Genomic DNA, 16,296 nt, shown 5'->3' with positions numbered 1-16,296 from the left:
TCTGCAGAGGCGGGCGCACCTTGTGAATGTTACCCGTTATCAATCAGTGCCCCGTGCAGGGATGCAGTGACCAGGAGGTCAAGATGAACAACAAGATGAAATGGATAGGGGCCCTCTTCCTGCTGGTGAACGGGCAATGGGTGTGGGCGGCGACGTTGCCGGAGGGGCTGGTCTGGGAGACCAATGATCAGGATCCTCAGTTTGCTTCTGCCAAGGCGCTGCCGGGCGGCACCTTCAATATGTTTGTCGACAGTTTTCCGCTGACCTTTCGCACCGTAGGGCCTGATTCCAATGGCGCCTTCCGCTCCTATATCCTGGATAACCAGCTGCGGCTGATCAGTTTTCATCCCAATACCGGCAACCCCATTCCGTCGCTGGCGACTCAATGGGCCATCGCCCCTGACAATCAGACCGTCTATTTCAAGCTGGATCCGCGCGCCAAGTGGTCTGATGGCAAGCCGGTCACCGCCGATGACTACACCTTCGGTTACGAGATGATGCGATCCAAGCACATCAAGGGCCCCTGGTTTAACAACTACTACACCACCGAGGTGGTGGCGGTAGAGAAGATTGATGCGCACACCATCCTGGTCAAGGCCGGTAACCCCAAGGCCAAACTGGACTTGCTCAATACCACTGAGCTGTGGCCGCAACCCAAGCACTATTACACCCTCGATGAGAACTGGGTGAAGAAGTACAACTGGGCCTTGGTGCCGACCACAGGGCCCTATGTGATGACAGAGGTCAAGAAGGGCAAGTCCATCACCTTCAGCAAGCAGAAGGCGTGGTGGGCCCAAAGCGATCGCTACAACCAGCACAGATTCAACGTCGATACCATCAAGGTGCAGGTCATTCGTGATCGCAACATCGCCTTTCGCCACTTCCTGAAGGGGGAGTTTGACAGCTTCGAGATGCTGCTGCCGAACTGGTGGCACGAGAAGGCCAACACCCAGGAGTACAAGCAGGGGCTGGTCAAGAAGGTGATGGCCATGACGGACACCAAGCAGGGCGCTCAGGGGCTGCACCTCAACATTGCCAATCCCAAGCTGGCCGATATCAATGTCCGGCTCGGTATCCAGCACGCCCTCAACATCGACAAGATGATCAAGACGGTGCTCTATGGCGACTATCAGCGCGCCACCACCTTTGACTCAGGCTTTGGTGCCTTCACCGAGGTTGCCTTACCCGAGCGTACCTATGACATCAATCAGGCCCGTGACTACTTTGCCAAGGGTGGATTCGACAAGGCGGGACCGGACGGTATCTTGCAAAATGGCAAGGGGGAGCGGCTCAGTCTGGCCATCACCTATGCCACCACTGAGCACACCAAACGGCTGACCGCGCTCAAGGAGGAGGCCAAGAAGGCGGGTCTGGATCTGGAACTCAACCTGGTCGATGGCGCGACCGGCTTCAAGGTGATGCTGGAGAAGAAGCATGAGGCGGCCTGGCTTGGTTGGGGTGGCGGTGGCCTCTATCCGCAATATTGGGAGTTCTTCCACTCGGATAATGCCAACAAGCCCCAGACCAACAACTTCTTCAATGTGGCGGACAAGGCGCTCGATACCCTGATCGATACCTATGGCAGCGAGTTCGACACCGACAAGCGTGCCAAGCTCTCCCAGCAAATTCAGCAGCGTATCTACGATCTGGCCATCTTCGTGCCCGGTGCCCAGCTCAACTATGTGCGGGCCAGTGCCTGGCGTTATGTGATGTTGCCCGAGGTGCCTGCCACCCGAAATTCGCCGGATCAGCTCTATTGGCCGATGGACGGTTACCCTTATAGCAGTGGTGGCTTGCTCTGGCTCGATCCCAAGGCAGAGGAAGAGACCAGACAAGCCAGGGATGCGGGCGAGAGCCTGCCCTCGCAAGACATGGTCGACAAGACCTATGCACGCAGTTGAGAGGGTGAGTCAGATGTCGATAAGCAAGGTGCCCATCCTGGACGTTCGGGATCTTGAGGTGGAGTTCAGTGTCGATGACGGCAAGATCAAGGTGCTGGACGGCGTCAGCTTCAAGGTGCAGGCGGGCCAGACCTTAGGGATAGTCGGCGAGTCTGGCTGCGGCAAGAGCGTCACCTCCCTGGCCATCATGGGACTGCTGCCCAAGCCTCATGGTCAGGTGGTGGCGGGATCCATCAATTTTCAGGGGGAGGAGCTGCTCAATTTAAGTCCGGAGCAGATGTACAAGGTGCGCGGCAATCGGATCGCCATGATCTTTCAGGAGCCGATGACGGCACTCAACCCGGTCAAGACCATAGGCGCCCAGCTGGTGGAGGTATTCACCCTGCACAGGCCTGCGTACAGCAAGGCCCAGCGTAAGGAGGCCGCCATCGCCATGTTGCGCAAGGTGGGGATGCCGGAGCCCGAGACGCGGTTCAATGTCTATCCCCATAACCTCTCTGGCGGCATGCGCCAGAGAGTGATGATCGCCATGGCGCTCTCCTGCGAGCCAGACTTGCTCATCTGTGACGAACCGACCACGGCGCTGGATGTCACCATCCAGGCCCAGATCCTGGCGCTGATGAAGGAGCTGCAAGCCCAGACCGGGATGGCCATTCTCTTCATCACCCATGATCTCGGGGTCGTGGCCGAGCTGTGTGACGAGGTGGTGGTCATGTATGCCGGGCGCGCGGTGGAACGCGCCCAGATATTTGATCTGTTCGAGCAGCCCCATCACCCCTATACCCATGGCCTGATGAATTCGATCCCTCGCCTGGAAGATGAGCCCAAGACCCTGCTCAACACCATCAAGGGCCAGGTGCCTGCACTCTTTGAGATGCCGGCGGGTTGCCGTTTCTCCAACCGTTGTCCCCATGCCAGCGACATCTGCGTCAGTCAGGTGCCGCCCATGGAGCAGCTTCAAAACCGGCACGCCGTGGCTTGCCATCATTGGAAGGAGATCCGGGTATGACGCCACTGTTGAGTGTCAAAGGGCTCAAGCAGCACTTCGTCATGGGCGGCGGCCTGCTGCAGAAGAAGTACACCGTCTACGCGGTGGATGGCATCAGCTTCGATCTCAAGCAAGGGGAGACGCTGGGGCTGGTAGGGGAATCTGGCTGCGGCAAGTCGACCCTGGGGCGCTCCCTGCTCAAGCTGTTTGAACCCACGGCGGGGCAAATCTGTTTCGAGGGGAGGGATATCACGGGGTTGAGTGCCCGGGAGATGCGATCCCTGCGCCAGGAGATGCAGATCGTCTTTCAAGATCCTGCAGAATCCCTCAATGGTCGCCATACCGTGGGTCAGATCCTGGAGGAGCCTTTCATTATTCACCGTAAGGGGAGTCGCAGCGAGCGGCAACTGTGGGTGCGAGAGCTGCTCGGCAAGGTCGGGTTGCCCGAGACGGCGGCGGATCGTTTTCCCCATGAGTTTTCAGGGGGGCAGCGTCAGCGAATCGGCATCGCGCGCGCCATCGCGCTCAAACCCAAGCTGCTGGTCTGCGACGAGGCGGTGTCGGCGCTGGATGTGTCGGTGCAGTCGCAAATCATCAATCTGTTGCTGACCCTGCAGCGGGAGATGAACCTGGCCCTCATCTTCATCGCCCACGACCTGTCGGTGGTGAAGCATATCTCGGACCGGATCGCCGTCATGTACCTGGGGCGCATCGTCGAGATAGCCCCGGCCCAGCAGCTGTACCGCAACCCGCGCCATCCCTATACCCAGGCGCTGATCTCCGCCATTCCGGTGCCTGATCCGCGGCGCCGCAATCAGCGGATCTTGCTGAGCGGGGATGTGCCTTCGCCCATCTCACCCCCCCCAGGCTGCCATTTTCATCAGCGTTGCCCCCATGCCGGTGAACGCTGTCGCAGCCAGCCACCCAAGCTCGACCCCTGTGCGGGAGAGACCCATCTGGTGGCCTGCCACTTCCCGCTGCCGCTTCAGGAGGTGCCGACGCAGGATCCGGTGTCACTGGGAAAGGTGATCTGAAGGATGAGAGCCTGGAGATGAGGGAGCCGGGGGCAAGGGAATTAAAAAATGGGGCCCGTGGGCCCCATCTTCATTGGTAGCGTTCAGGTTCGGCCTGGGAGTGCGTGCGCACAGAGGCCTGGGCAGGACTGCCGTGCCGGATGGCATGGCGGCTGTGTGTGGTATTGATAGGTATTTTGTTGGTTAATAACGACATGATTGCCGTTGTGATTAGGCACCGTAACGGAAGTAGTAGTTACGAGTGGCCGGGGCATAAGTGTCTTTTTCAACACTGCCTTTTTTCTTGCTGGTGGCACCTTTAAGGTGGAACAGCACTGCCAGGTTCTCAAACATGATTCACCTCGTCGCTCTGTTGTCTGGGATGTTTCTGTGACAAAGGTCACGGTTCAATCCTAGCGATTAATGTGATGCAGATCAAATTTTGAGGTAATTAAACAACAAAACTCCTGGAAAAGGTTTTCCTGTGCAAGTCGGCTCATGGATAGGTTTTCAGAAAGCGGTTGCAGGCCGGTTCAGGGGAAAAATCTTGGTGGCAGGGCAGCCGCTGCGGTCCGTGAGTCAGCAAAAAGCAAGCAGGAGAGGCGGGGGGAGAGGGCGAAAAGATGAGTGGGGCCTGGATCATGCCCCGCACCAGGCGGGGCATGTTGGACTGCCTGGGTCTTATTTGGCAGGGATCTGCTCGAGCACATGGACCAGCAGCTGCCAGAAGCGCTCGACCGCCGGGATGTGCACCTTCTCGCCCGGCGCGTGGGCGCCGCGGATGGTCGGGCCGAAGGAGACCATGTCCCAATCCGGGTAGGCGCTCTTGAACAGGCCGCACTCCAGACCGGCATGGATCACCATGACATTGGGCAGGTCGCCGAACAGGGTCTGGTAGCTGTTTCGCACCAGCGCCATCACGGGGGAGTTGACGTTCGGTGCCCAGCCCGGATAGGCACCGGTGAACTCGCAGCTGGCGCCAGCCAGGCTGAACAGGGAGCGGGTCATCTGCTCCACGCTCTCGCGACCCGTGTCATGAAGGGAGCGGATCAGGCACTGGACATAGACTTCGTTGTCGAGGGTCTTGATGACCCCCAGGTTGGTCGACGTCTCGGTCACCCCCGGGATGGCATCGCTCATGCGCATCACCCCGTTCGGGCAGGCCATCAGGGCGTCGAGCAGGCGGCGCTGCAGATCGTCAGAGAGCAGCTTGGTCGGGGCATCCTGCTCTTGCAGCAAGACCGTCAGGTTTGCCTCGACGGCGGCCAGCTCGCTCTGGTAGATACCAGCATACTGGTCGACCAAAGCTTTGAAGCCCGCGACACTGGCTGCGGGCACCAGCAGCTTGGCCCGGGCTTCGCGGGGAATGGCATTGCGCAGGGTGCCGCCGCTGATATCGCCAAGGCGCACGCCCAGGGGCTCCGCCGCCTTGAGCAGGCGTACCAGCAGCTTGTTGGCGTTGCCACGACCACGGTGGATGTCGACCCCGGAGTGACCGCCGCGCAGTCCCTTCACGTGCAGCTCGAAACCTGCGCCCTCACCGGCAGCAACCTGCTCCAGGGGGAAGCGGATATTGGCATCCACGCCACCGGCGCAGCCCATGTAGACCTCGCCATCTTCTTCCGAATCCGTGTTGAGCAGGATCTCGCCTTCCAGCCAGCCCGCTTCCAGGCCGAAGGCGCCGGTCATGCCGGTCTCTTCGTCCGTGGTCAGCAGCACTTCCAGCGGGCCGTGCTTGATGCTCTTGTCGGCCAGCACGGCCAGACAGCCAGCCATGCCCATGCCGTTGTCGGCGCCGAGGGTCGTGCCGCGAGCGGTGACCCAGTCACCATCGATGTAGGCATCGATGGGATCGGTGGCGAAGTCGTGCTGGGTGTCGGCATTGGCCTGGGGCACCATGTCCATGTGGGCTTGCAGCACCACGGCCTTGCGGTTCTCCATGCCAGGGGTGGCGGGCTTTTTGATGATGAGGTTGCCCACGGGATCCTGTTTGACCGCCAGCCCTTCACTCAGGGCCCATTCGGTGATCCAGGCACTGAGCTTGGCCTCATGCTTGGAGGGATGGGGAATGGCGCAGATCTGTTCGAAGAAGTGCCAAATCAGTTTGGGAGATAGAGAACTAAGAGGTGCCACGTCAGACTCCTTACCAGCACGGGAAATAACCGGGCCCACCAGGGCCTGATGAAGAGGGTAACGATAATACAGTCAATCCCGTAAAACTGTGAGCGATCAGCACAAATCATGGCCGTCACTCGCCTTGGCCAGGCTGGCAAGCTGGTGTGACGCCCAAAACTGGTGATTTATTTTTGTGACTCACATCACAAAAATATTGAGTTTTACGATGATGCTGGTAAATTGTCCTCCGTGGTCTCCACCACTGTCAGGATGACGAGAAGTGCCTCCAGGGAACCGAAGCAAAGCAAGTGCGCCTCCATGGAACCGAGTGTCAGCTTAAGGATTCAAGCCCGCATAAAGGTACGTAACTTGTTAAGCAATCAGGAGTTTATATGTCAGGCAGTAGCGCAACTTATTGGTTTACCCCCTCTCTCTACACCCAGGGCTTCAGCTATCCGAATGCCTTTGTCAATCGTCGTTAAGCGGCGATAGGGCCCAGAGGCGAGCGCCATGGACCCAGGTAGAGAAAACAGCAGGCGTGAGGTCTCCTCCACCTGCTTTTTTTTTTGCCCGTCATTTATGCCTTCTTCTCTTGCTGAACGCCATATCCCCTTGGGCTGCCCCCATCCCCATCCCCGTCTCGTTTCCCTGCCAAGGCTGCCTGAACAGCTCCCCCTTCCTCGCCGATCTCTGGGCCCAGAGGGCGGCATCAAACGATACTCACCTTCCGGTTTGCTGATAAAAAGGCATACGTTTGCCAACCTTTTCACCGGGAAAGGGTGCTAATATAGCCGCCCAATAGCCTGTCCATGCCCATCCCTTGCGATGCGTTGTCATGGTGAGCCCAGATTGCCTCTCTATTTTTGTTCGTTTCCGGCCCGGCTGCTTAGCCCGAGCGGGATCGAGTGCAAGCTGAATTTGGTGCAGGACCCTGTGGTATCACTCCGGGGACGAGCGTTGGCAGGTAATAAATTTCAAGTGTTCATCTGTTTTAAAATAACTTGTCGAGATCGATAGCATGCCTAAGAAATTCTACGTGTCATGGGATAACCTGCAGCGGGAAGCCCGTCGTCTGGCTCGTCGCCAACTGCCTGTCAGCCAGTGGAAAGGGATCATCGCCGTCAGCCGTGGTGGTCTGGTGCCCGCGGCCCTGATGGCTCGTGAACTGGGCATTCGCAACGTAGAGACCCTGTGCATCTCCAGCTATGACCACAACAACCAGCGCGAGCTGACTGTGGTCAAGGCCGCAACCACCGCCGGGGACGGTGAAGGCTGGCTGGTGGTTGACGATCTGGTCGACACCGGCGGTACCGCCAAGGCCATTCGCGAGCTCTATCCAAGAGCCAAGTTCATCACCATCTTCGCCAAGCCCCTCGGCGAGCCGCTGGTGGATGACTTCGAAGTCGCCATTCCGCAAGACACCTGGATTGAGCAACCCTGGGACATGGCGCTGGAGTTCACCACGCCCATCTGCGAAGAGCAGTAATGCCGACGCCCTCTGCGGGCACCGCTTGTTGATACACAGGGCTCCTTCGGGGGCCCTGTTTCGTTGTGGCGTGGCAATGGGGCCAGTCTGGGGTGGTCTGCCATGACAAAACCTGGGTAAGATGGGTCACTGATTGATGGCGATGAGACGATGCTGTGAAGCCAAACGACGACATTAACTTGACCGAGCAACTCTTTACCCGAGTCAAGAAGGTCCAGGAGACCTCGGAGATATCGAACAGCAGTCCCCTTGAGCCCCAGGCTGAGACGGAGGACTTCATCGACGGTTCTGCGGTGCGCAGTTGGTATCGTTTGCTGCGCCGCCCTTCCTGGGCCTGGCAAGGGGCGGATCCGGTCGAGGTGGAGCAGACCCTGGCCCGGATCGCCATGGGCAAGGGGGAGCGGAGCCACCCTGAGTTGCTCGATACCATCAAGGGCTATGTGCCAGGCAACTGGGTCTTTGAATGGAGCCAGCAGGCCGGCGGTCACTTCAAGCAAGGGCGAGCCCTGGCCGACGCCGGTCAGCGTCCGGAGGCAATCAATGCCCTGCTCAAGGCGGTGCGCTACTACTCCATCGCCAGTTATCCCCATCTCAAACACGATGAGCTGGCCGATCAGGCTCAACTGCTCGGCAATCTCGCTTATCGGGAGGCGGGGCGCCTGTTCGAGGTGCCGCTCAAAGAGATACAGGTGCCGTTTCGCGGCAAACACATTCAGGGCTACCTGCACCTGCCGACCATCGACAAGCCGGTGCCACTGGTGATGGTGAGCGGGGGCATCGACTCACTCCAGCTCGATTACCTCAATTTTTATCGCAAGTATTTGGCCCCGAATGGCATTGGCATGCTCTCCCTCGACATGCCGGGCATCGGCTACGCCGAACATTGGCCCCTGGTGCAGGACACCAGCCGCCTGCATCAAGCCGTGTTGCACTATCTGGCCGAGGTGGCCTGGGTCGATCACCAGCGCATTGCCATGGTGGGTTTTCGCTTTGCGGGCAACATAGCGGCCAGACTCGCCTTCATTGAACCGTTCAAATTACGTACCGTGGTCTGCATCGGTGCCGGGGTGAATCAGTGCTTCGCCGACCCATCGCTTTTTGCCAAGTGTCCGCGCATGATGCGTGATAGTCTGGCTAACAGGCTGGGTACCAATGCCGCCGACTGGGAACAGATCCGCACCAAGAGTCAGGTGTTTTCCCTGAAAAAACAGGGGTTGATGAGTACGCGCACCTCGGTGCCCATCCTCAGCATCGGTCACAAGCGGGACTTTATCTGTCCAGAGTCTGATGTCAGGGCACTGGCCGCCTGCAGCCGCAATGGCAAGGCGGTGGTGTTTGACAAGCAGCCGTTGCGGGAGGTCTATGACCAGGCGCTTCACGAAACGGTAACTTGGCTCAAGCAACATCTATGTACTTGAATATCTTCTTTTTACGCCGTCAGTATCCCGGTTGATGTGATGGCACTGCTTGTTCAACACGGAGGTTAACATGCCAGAAAGAGTCACCTATAAACGCCTGCTGCGGCAATTTGCCGCCATTGGCCCTTATCTCAGGGAAGACCTCTGTCATGAGGGGCGCTACTACTTTGATTGCCTGTCGGTCTGCGTCAGCGCCAAGGCGGCGCCGGACAAGCGGGAGTTCTGGGGCTGGTGGCTGGTATTGGAGCAAGACGATCACCACTTCCAGTACCACTATCAGCTCGGCTTTTATAACGGCGAGGGCAACTGGATAGACAAGCCGCTCCCCAAGAAGCATCAGGTCGAGGTAGACCGCTCCTTGCGACTCTTCTATCGGCTGCTTAATACCAAGCTGACGCAACTGGAGTGCCAACTTGCCCCCGCGGAGCAGGTAACCCGCGAGTTATCCGTCACCGCCGCCTGACCCGACTGCCCTGCGGGGGTTAATTGCCTTGCAGGGCAGCAGGGGCGTGGGTATAAAGGGAATCCTTACCTTTTTGCCTTATCAATTCCATGGAAAACAAAACCATAGTCGTCAAGTTGGGCACCAGTGTACTCACCGGGGGATCTGCCCAGCTCAATCGTGCCCACATGGTCGAACTGGTTCGCCAGTGCGCCGCATTGCACCGCCAGGGCCACCGGGTGGTGCTGGTGAGTTCCGGAGCCATCGCCGCCGGTCGTGCCCATTTGGGGCACCCCCCTCTGGCCCCGACCCTGACCAACAAGCAGATGCTGGCGGCCGTGGGACAGACCCAGCTTATCCGGGTCTGGCAGGATCTGTTCAACCTCTATGACCTGCACGTCGGCCAGATGCTGCTGACCCGCGCCGACCTGGAAGACAGGGAGCGCTATCTCAATGCGCGCGATACCCTGCGCACCCTGCTCGACCACCGCATCATCCCCATCATCAATGAGAACGATGCCGTCGCCACCGCCGAGATCAAGGTGGGGGACAACGACAATCTCTCTGCGCGTGCCGCCATTCTGGCCGATGCGGATCTGCTGATCCTGCTGACCGATCAGACCGGGCTCTTCACCGCTGATCCGCGCACCAACCCCGATGCCCAGCTGATCGAGGAGGTGCAGACCATAGACGATACCCTGCGTAAATTGGCAGGGGGCAGCGTCAGTGGCCTGGGGACAGGCGGCATGGCGACCAAGTTGCAGGCGGCCGATGTGGCGCGCCGGGCGGGGGTCGATGTGGTGATCGCCACGGGTCAGGTGCCGGAAGTGGTCGGGCGTCTCGCCAATGGCGAGCGGATCGGCACTCGCTTCCCGGCCCTGGCCTCTCCCCTTGAGGGGCGCAAGAGCTGGATCCTGGCGGGCCCACCGCCCCTTGGCGAAGTGCAGGTCGATCTCGGGGCCGTGGTCGCCATGCGCGACAAGGGCTCCAGCCTGTTGCCCAAGGGGATTACCGGGGTCAGGGGCATCTTCGTGCGCGGTGATGTGGTGCGGATCCTCGATCCCCATGGCAGCGAGCTGGCCCGTGGCATCTGCCGTTATAACCACGAGGAGCTGACACGGCTGCGGGGGGTTCACTCGGATCAGATAGAGACGCTGCTGGGCTATGGCTATGGCGCCGTGGCCATTCACCGCGACGACATGATACTGCTGTAGTGTTGATGCCGGGCGATGGTCCGCGCGATGAGATGATACTGCTGTGGTTTTAATGCCGGGCGATGGTCCGCGCGATGAGATGATGGCGCTGTAATCTACGTGGTGCAGGGCGATGGCCCGCGCGATGAGATGATACTGCTGTAGTGTTGATGCCGTGCGATGAGATGATATCGCTGTAATCTAGGTGGTGGGCTGGGGCCCGCCGGCATATGAAAGGATCGAAAGATGAGTCTGGAGAGATTGGGCCAAGCGGCCCGCGAGGCGGCCTATCAACTGGCTACCATCAACACGGCCCAGAAGAATCAGGCACTGCTGAGCATCGCCCAGGAGCTGGAAGCCCGGCAGAGCACCATATTGGCTGCCAACGCCAAGGACATCGCGGCGGGTCGGGAAGCCGGCCTGTCCGAGGCCATGCTGGACCGCCTGCTGCTCACTCCCGAGCGGCTGGCAGGCATTGCCAACGACGTGCACAAGGTGGTGAGCCTGGACGATCCGGTCGGCGCTGAGCTGGACAGCCGCGTGCTGGAGAATGGCTTGCGTCTCTCCCGGCGCCGGGTGCCCATCGGGGTGATTGGGGTCATCTATGAGGCGCGTCCCAATGTCACCATCGACATCGCAGCACTCTGCCTCAAGACCGGCAATGCCAGCATACTGCGCGGCGGGCGCGAGACCTTCCACTCCAACCTGGAGCTGGTCAAGGTGATCCAGGCCGCCCTGGCCAGTACTGGCCTGCCCATTGCGGCGGTGCAATACATCGACAACCCGGATCGGGCGCTGGTGGCCGAACTGCTGCGGCTGGATCGCTACGTGGACATGATCATCCCCCGCGGTGGCGCCGGTCTGCACAAGATGTGCAAGGAGAACAGCTCCATTCCGGTCATCATCGGCGGCTTTGGCATCAGTCATGTGTTCGTGGATGCGAGCGCGGATCTGGCCCGCTCCCTGGCCGTCATCGACAATGCCAAGGTGCAGCGCCCCTCTGCCTGCAACGCCCTCGATACCCTGCTGGTGCATGACGCCATTGCCGCCGAGTTGCTGCCCAAGCTGGTCGCGCGGATGAACGAGCAGAAGGTGACCCTGGTGGCGCACCCCAATGCCATGGCGCAGCTCAACGGGGCCAACGGTATGCGGGAGGCGGGGGCCGACGATTTCGATACCGAATGGTTGGCGCTGACCCTGGGGGTCAAGCTGGTGGCCGGTGTGGAGGAGGCGCTGGCGCACATGCGCGAGCACAATGCCAGTCACTCTGACGCCATCCTGACCAATGATCTGGGCAATGCCGAACGCTTCATCAATGGCGCAGGCTCTGCCGCTGTCTATGTCAACGCCTCGACCCGCTTCACCGATGGGGCCCAGTTTGGTCTGGGGGCCGAAGTGGCTGTCTCTACCCAGATGCTGCATGCCCGGGGCCCCATGGGGTTGACCGAGCTGACCAGCTACAAGTGGGTGGGGCAGGCGGATTATCTCTCCCGCCCCTGAGTCTTGGTGCTGCGCCTCAGTCAATGACATGCCGACCCCAGGGTCGGCATGTTTGTTTCCTAAAGAGGCGCTTGGCACTTTTGGCTAGTGCATTAGCCTTGGCGCACGATCAACACGGGGCAGGGGGCATGACGCACCACGGATTCTGCCACGCTGCCAACCAGCAGGTGGCTGATGCCGGAGCGGCCATGGCTGCCCATCACCACCAGATCCACCTTGTCCTCCTTGGCCTGGGCGACGATCTCGTCGGCGGCGCGGCCAAAGCGCACGACGAAGTCGGCGGAGATCGGCAAGGTCTCGATGAGCCGTTGTATCTCTTCCTTGGCGTGGCGTTCCATCTCGTGGGTGATCTCGATGGCGGTCATGTGCAGAATCTTGTAGCTGTCGAAGCCGTGGAGCTGATCGACCACATGGATCAGCTTGAGGCTGGCATTGTGGCTCTTGGCCATGAAGACGGCATAGTCCAGTACGGGTTGGGACATCTGGGAAAAATCGACGGGACAGAGCAGGGTGCGGATAGACATGGAAGGCTCCTTTCGCGAGTGGTTTATGAGGGGTAGCCCATCGCAAATGGGCCACCAATGAATCTCACCTACCGTTATACCTGCTTGCCGCACAATAACTTGCGACTGGCTCGCAAATTTGAAAAATGGTGCCCGGTGTGATCCTGAACAGACTGATCTTCTGGGTAAGCCGTGCATAATCCAAAGCATGGTGCCAGGAGGCGAGAGGAGAGGGAATGCAGATACTGATACGAATCCTGTTGCTCTGCGGTTGCCTCTGTCCCCTGATGAGTCGGGCCGAGGATCTCCCCGTCTATTGCGATGACTGGCCCGGCTTTTGCGAGGCGGACGGAGGAGGGCTCTATCTGGATTTGGCCCGGCACATCTATGAGCCGCTCGGTTACCGGGTGAAGCCGCAATCCATGCCCTACAAGCGGGCGCTGGCCATGGTGGTCAAGGGTGGATATGGCATCACCATGGGGGTCTATCTCAACGAGGTGGAGGGGGTGCACTGGCCCCATTATCCGGACGGTGCCGACGATGTGACGGTTTTCATGCTCGACAAGTGGCGCAAGAGCTGGCAGGGAGAGCAGAGTCTGGCCCAGCAACGGGTGCTCTGGCAGCGCGGTTGGGCCTTCGACAAGTACATCAAGGTGCCGATGCGCTGGCATGAAGTGAACAGCCATCAGGATGCCATGGCGCTGCTGCCCAAGGGGCGCCACCGTTATTACCTGAGTGCGGGGGTGCTCTATGCCAATGACCCTCTGCCACCCCATGTCAGCCGGGTCTTCCTGCGCTGGCTGCCAAGCTACCCCATCTTTGCGCGCAGCGACGCCGGGCTCAAGTTGCAGCAAGAGTGGGATAGAGGCATGGCGCGTCTCATCGACAGCGGGGAGCTGACCAGGCTCTACCGGGAGAATCACTTGCTCGACTACTACAGTGATTTTTTACGGGGCCTCAAGCAGGAAAGGCGGACTCAATCTGACCGATGACCCTTGGCCAGCCGATCATGGGGGATGACGCTGACCGTGACGGCCAGGTTTATGCCGTCACTGGGTGGCTATATAGGCCACCCTCTGCTCTCTTATGACGCTTGTGATCCGGTGCGCAGGCGCTTGGCCAGCCGGTCATAGAGGATGACGTTGGTTGTTGTGGCCAAGCTCATGCATCCCTGGGGGGATAGACCACATCCTTATTCCTCTGGCTTGCGCAGACGTTTGGCCAGCCGGTCATAGAGGATGACGTTGGCTGTAGTGGCCAGGTTTATGCAGCCCCGGGATGGGGTTATATAGACCAGGCTCTCACGCTTGTGATCCGGTGCGCAGACGTTTGGCCAGCCGGTCATAGAGGATGACGTTGGTTGTAGTGGCCAAGCTCATGCATCCCTGGGGGATAGACCACATCCTTATTCTTCTGGCTTGCGCAGACGTTTGGCCAGCCGGTCATAGAGGATGACGTTGGTTGTTGTGGCCAAGTTTATGCAGCCCCGGGATGGGGTTATATAGACCAGGCTCTCACGCTTGTGATCCGGTGCGCAGACGTTTGGCCAGCCGGTCATAGAGGATGACATTGACCGTGGCGGCCAGGTTCATGCAGCCGTGGGTCGGGATATAGACCACCCGTTTTACCCCGGCGAACAGCGCCGGTTCCAAGGTGCCATCTTCTGGGCCGAAGATGTAGAAAGCCCGGGCCGGATGGTCGAACTCCGGCAAGGGGGTAGCCCCCTCAATCAAGTCCACCAAGACCGGCTCGCACCCAGCGGGCATCACGCCGAGCAAGTCATCCACCCCGAGCAGGGGGATCCTGTCCACCATCTGTTTGGTGTCAGTGGCAAAGCGACGTGCCAGTTCGAAGCGGCTGCCGGTATAGCACACCTCGTCGGCGCCATAGCAGCCCGCGGCCCGCAGCACGGCCCCGACATTGCTTGGTGACTTTGGATTGACCAGGCCCAGGCCGACATAGTCGCTCCCCGTCTCCCTTGCAGACTCGACGCAGCCTCTGTTGTTCTGTTCACTCATCTCGCTCTCCTGGTTTGCGGCGCCATTATAAAGGGCCATGCCCCGTTCTGCCCAGCCCACCGCTCTTGCTGGCTTGGCAACCCTGTCGGACCCCGCTCGCCTGTCCAGGCTGGGGCAGTTGCACCGAGTTGGGGAGCCATGAGGGAGGGCGAGGGTCCAGCGTTGGCGCTGGCAGGCGTCCGGCAGGCTGGCAAGCTCTTTGCATTATCTTGTGCTGATAGACCACCAACAATATCAATGACAGGACAGAGGCGTCCGTTCCCTTCGATGGGGCGGACGCCTTTTTATTGCGGGCAGGCAGGAGGAAGGATGAAGACCACATGTGCATATTGCGGTGTTGGCTGTGGCATCAGCGTCACGCAGCAGGCGGGCGAGTGGCAGCTCGAGGGGGACAGCGCTCATCCGGCCAATGGCGGCGCACTCTGCGTCAAGGGGGCCAGCCTGCTGGAGACCCTGGCCTTTCCCCAGCGTCTGCTCTACCCCCGCCATCAGGGCCAGCGCATCAGCTGGGACGAGGCGCTCACTATGATGTCGGCCCAGTTCAGCCGGATCATGGCGGAATCCGGCCCCGAGGCGATCGGCATCTACCTCTCCGGGCAGCTCACCACGGAAGATTACTATGTGGCCAACAAGCTGATGAAGGGCTACATCGGCAGCGCCAATGTCGACACCAACTCCCGGCTCTGCATGTCCTCGGCCGTGGTGGCCCAGCAGCGGGCGTTCGGGGAGGATCTGGTCCCGGCCTGCTATGAGGATCTGGAGCTGGCGGATCTCATCATCATCACCGGGGCCAACACGGCCTGGACACACCCGGTACTGTTTCGCCGCATCCAACAGGCGCGCAGCCGCCGTCCCGAACTCAAGCTGGTGGTGATGGATCCCCGCCGCACCATGACGGCGGAGCAGGCCGACTTGCATCTGGCCCTGCGTCCCGGCACCGATGTGGCGCTCTGGAACGGCTTGGGCCGCTACCTGCTCGATCACGACATCTGGGACCGAGATTATGTGGCGGCCCATGTCAGCGGCATCTCGGCCCTGGCCCGGGAGCTGGACGATCCCGCCTGGATGCCGGAGGCGGTGGCCCAGCATTGCGATCTGGCCCTCTCCGATCTGCTCGGTTTCTACCAGCTGTTCGCCCGCCATCCGCGCACCCTCAGCCTCTACTGCCAGGGCATCAATCAGTCCAATCAGGGGACGGACAAGGCCAATGCCATCATCAATGCGCATCTGCTGACCGGCCGGATAGGCAAGCCCGGTGCCTCCCCCTTCTCCCTCACGGGGCAACCCAATGCCATGGGCGGGCGCGAGGTGGGCGGGCTGGCCAGTCAGTTGGCCGCACACATGGGCTTTAGCGACGCGGAGCGCGATCGCCTGCAGCGTTTCTGGGGCAGTCCACGGATGGTGACGGGGCCTGGCCACAAGGCCGTCGAGTTGTTCGAGGCGGTGCACAGCGGTCAGATCCGTGCACTCTGGGTGCTGGGCAGCAACCCGGCGGCTTCCCTGCCAGATGGCGACCGGGTGCGGGAGTCCCTGGCGCGCTGCGAGTTTCTGGTGGTCTCAGATCTGACGGCGCAGACCGACACGGCGCGCTATGCCAATCTGCTGTTGCCCGCCCTTGGCTGGGGTGAGAAGAGTGGCACCGTCACCAACTCGGAGCGCTGCATCAGCCGCCAGCGCCCTTTCCTGCCGGCTCCCGGTGAAGCGCGTCCCGACTGGTGG

General features: G+C 60.3%; 14 protein-coding genes. 10 read left to right on the top strand and 4 right to left on the bottom strand.

From position 1 onward, the window contains the following. Positions 1-83: 83 nt before the first annotated feature. The 3 genes from BN1130_RS01210 to BN1130_RS01200 are packed head-to-tail and all read left to right on the top strand — an operon-like array spanning position 84 to position 3,923. A complete protein-coding gene (locus BN1130_RS01210) occupies positions 84-1,901 on the top strand; it encodes an extracellular solute-binding protein (protein WP_042039775.1) in 1,818 nt (605 codons plus the stop codon). A gap of 13 nt (positions 1,902-1,914) precedes the next feature. Beyond that, on the top strand, positions 1,915-2,910 hold the full coding sequence (locus tag BN1130_RS01205; protein WP_198135209.1) for an ABC transporter ATP-binding protein: 996 nt from the start codon (positions 1,915-1,917) through the stop codon (positions 2,908-2,910). Beyond that, positions 2,907-3,923: an ABC transporter ATP-binding protein gene (locus BN1130_RS01200; RefSeq protein ID WP_042039771.1), complete on the top strand. Its 1,017-nt coding sequence runs from the start codon at positions 2,907-2,909 to the stop codon at positions 3,921-3,923. The genes BN1130_RS01205 and BN1130_RS01200 overlap by 4 nt, the downstream gene beginning before the upstream one ends. 210 nt (positions 3,924-4,133) lie before the next feature. On the opposite strand, the gene BN1130_RS23000 is transcribed toward BN1130_RS01200, so the two are convergent. Both BN1130_RS23000 and BN1130_RS01195 read right to left on the bottom strand, forming a co-directional pair. Continuing rightward, positions 4,134-4,256: a hypothetical protein gene (locus BN1130_RS23000; RefSeq protein ID WP_157013844.1), complete on the bottom strand. Its 123-nt coding sequence runs from the start codon at positions 4,254-4,256 to the stop codon at positions 4,134-4,136. Between the two features lie 327 nt (positions 4,257-4,583). Then, positions 4,584-6,035 carry an aminoacyl-histidine dipeptidase gene (locus BN1130_RS01195; protein ID WP_042039770.1) on the bottom strand — a complete coding sequence of 484 codons (1,452 nt, stop codon included), beginning with the start codon at positions 6,033-6,035 and terminating at the stop codon, positions 4,584-4,586. A gap of 1,000 nt (positions 6,036-7,035) precedes the next feature. On the opposite strand from BN1130_RS01195, the gene gpt reads away from it, so the two are divergent. The 5 genes from gpt (at position 7,036) to BN1130_RS01170 (ending at position 12,056) form a co-directional block, all read left to right on the top strand. Beyond that, the gene (gpt, locus tag BN1130_RS01190; RefSeq protein ID WP_005892554.1) at positions 7,036-7,503 is read left to right on the top strand and encodes a xanthine phosphoribosyltransferase; all 468 of its coding nucleotides are present in this window, start codon (positions 7,036-7,038) and stop codon (positions 7,501-7,503) included. Between the two features lie 155 nt (positions 7,504-7,658). Continuing rightward, positions 7,659-8,921 (top strand): esterase FrsA, encoded by a 1,263-nt coding sequence (gene frsA, locus BN1130_RS01185; protein ID WP_042039769.1) that lies wholly within the window; start codon positions 7,659-7,661, stop codon positions 8,919-8,921. A 70-nt stretch (positions 8,922-8,991) separates the two neighbouring features. Further along, a complete protein-coding gene (gene crl / locus BN1130_RS01180) occupies positions 8,992-9,384 on the top strand; it encodes a sigma factor-binding protein Crl (RefSeq protein ID WP_042039768.1) in 393 nt (130 codons plus the stop codon). An 89-nt stretch (positions 9,385-9,473) separates the two neighbouring features. After that, positions 9,474-10,577, top strand: a complete 1,104-nt coding sequence (proB, locus tag BN1130_RS01175; protein ID WP_042039767.1) for a glutamate 5-kinase — start codon at positions 9,474-9,476, stop codon at positions 10,575-10,577. A 225-nt stretch (positions 10,578-10,802) separates the two neighbouring features. Next, positions 10,803-12,056: a glutamate-5-semialdehyde dehydrogenase gene (locus BN1130_RS01170; protein ID WP_042039765.1), complete on the top strand. Its 1,254-nt coding sequence runs from the start codon at positions 10,803-10,805 to the stop codon at positions 12,054-12,056. 92 nt (positions 12,057-12,148) lie between these two features. Here the strand turns inward: BN1130_RS01170 and BN1130_RS01165 are convergent, their stop codons facing one another. Next, on the bottom strand, positions 12,149-12,580 hold the full coding sequence (locus tag BN1130_RS01165; RefSeq protein WP_042039764.1) for a universal stress protein: 432 nt from the start codon (positions 12,578-12,580) through the stop codon (positions 12,149-12,151). Positions 12,581-12,795: 215 nt separating this feature from the next. On the opposite strand from BN1130_RS01165, the gene BN1130_RS01160 reads away from it, so the two are divergent. After that, a complete protein-coding gene (locus BN1130_RS01160; RefSeq protein ID WP_042039763.1) occupies positions 12,796-13,551 on the top strand; it encodes a substrate-binding periplasmic protein in 756 nt (251 codons plus the stop codon). Positions 13,552-14,073: 522 nt separating this feature from the next. On the opposite strand, the gene BN1130_RS01155 is transcribed toward BN1130_RS01160, so the two are convergent. Then, positions 14,074-14,577, bottom strand: a complete 504-nt coding sequence (locus BN1130_RS01155) for an RNA methyltransferase (protein ID WP_042039762.1) — start codon at positions 14,575-14,577, stop codon at positions 14,074-14,076. Positions 14,578-14,886: 309 nt separating this feature from the next. Here BN1130_RS01155 and BN1130_RS01150 point away from each other — a divergent pair. Beyond that, positions 14,887-16,296 (top strand): molybdopterin-dependent oxidoreductase (locus BN1130_RS01150; RefSeq protein ID WP_042039794.1); only part of this gene is annotated, 1,410 nt, incomplete at its 3' end.

It is taken from the genome of Aeromonas rivuli (genome assembly GCF_000820045.1).
Lineage (GTDB): Bacteria > Pseudomonadota > Gammaproteobacteria > Enterobacterales > Aeromonadaceae > Aeromonas > Aeromonas rivuli.
The sequence above is the reverse complement of the archived record's forward strand: the minus strand, read 5'-3'. Positions and strand labels throughout refer to the sequence as shown.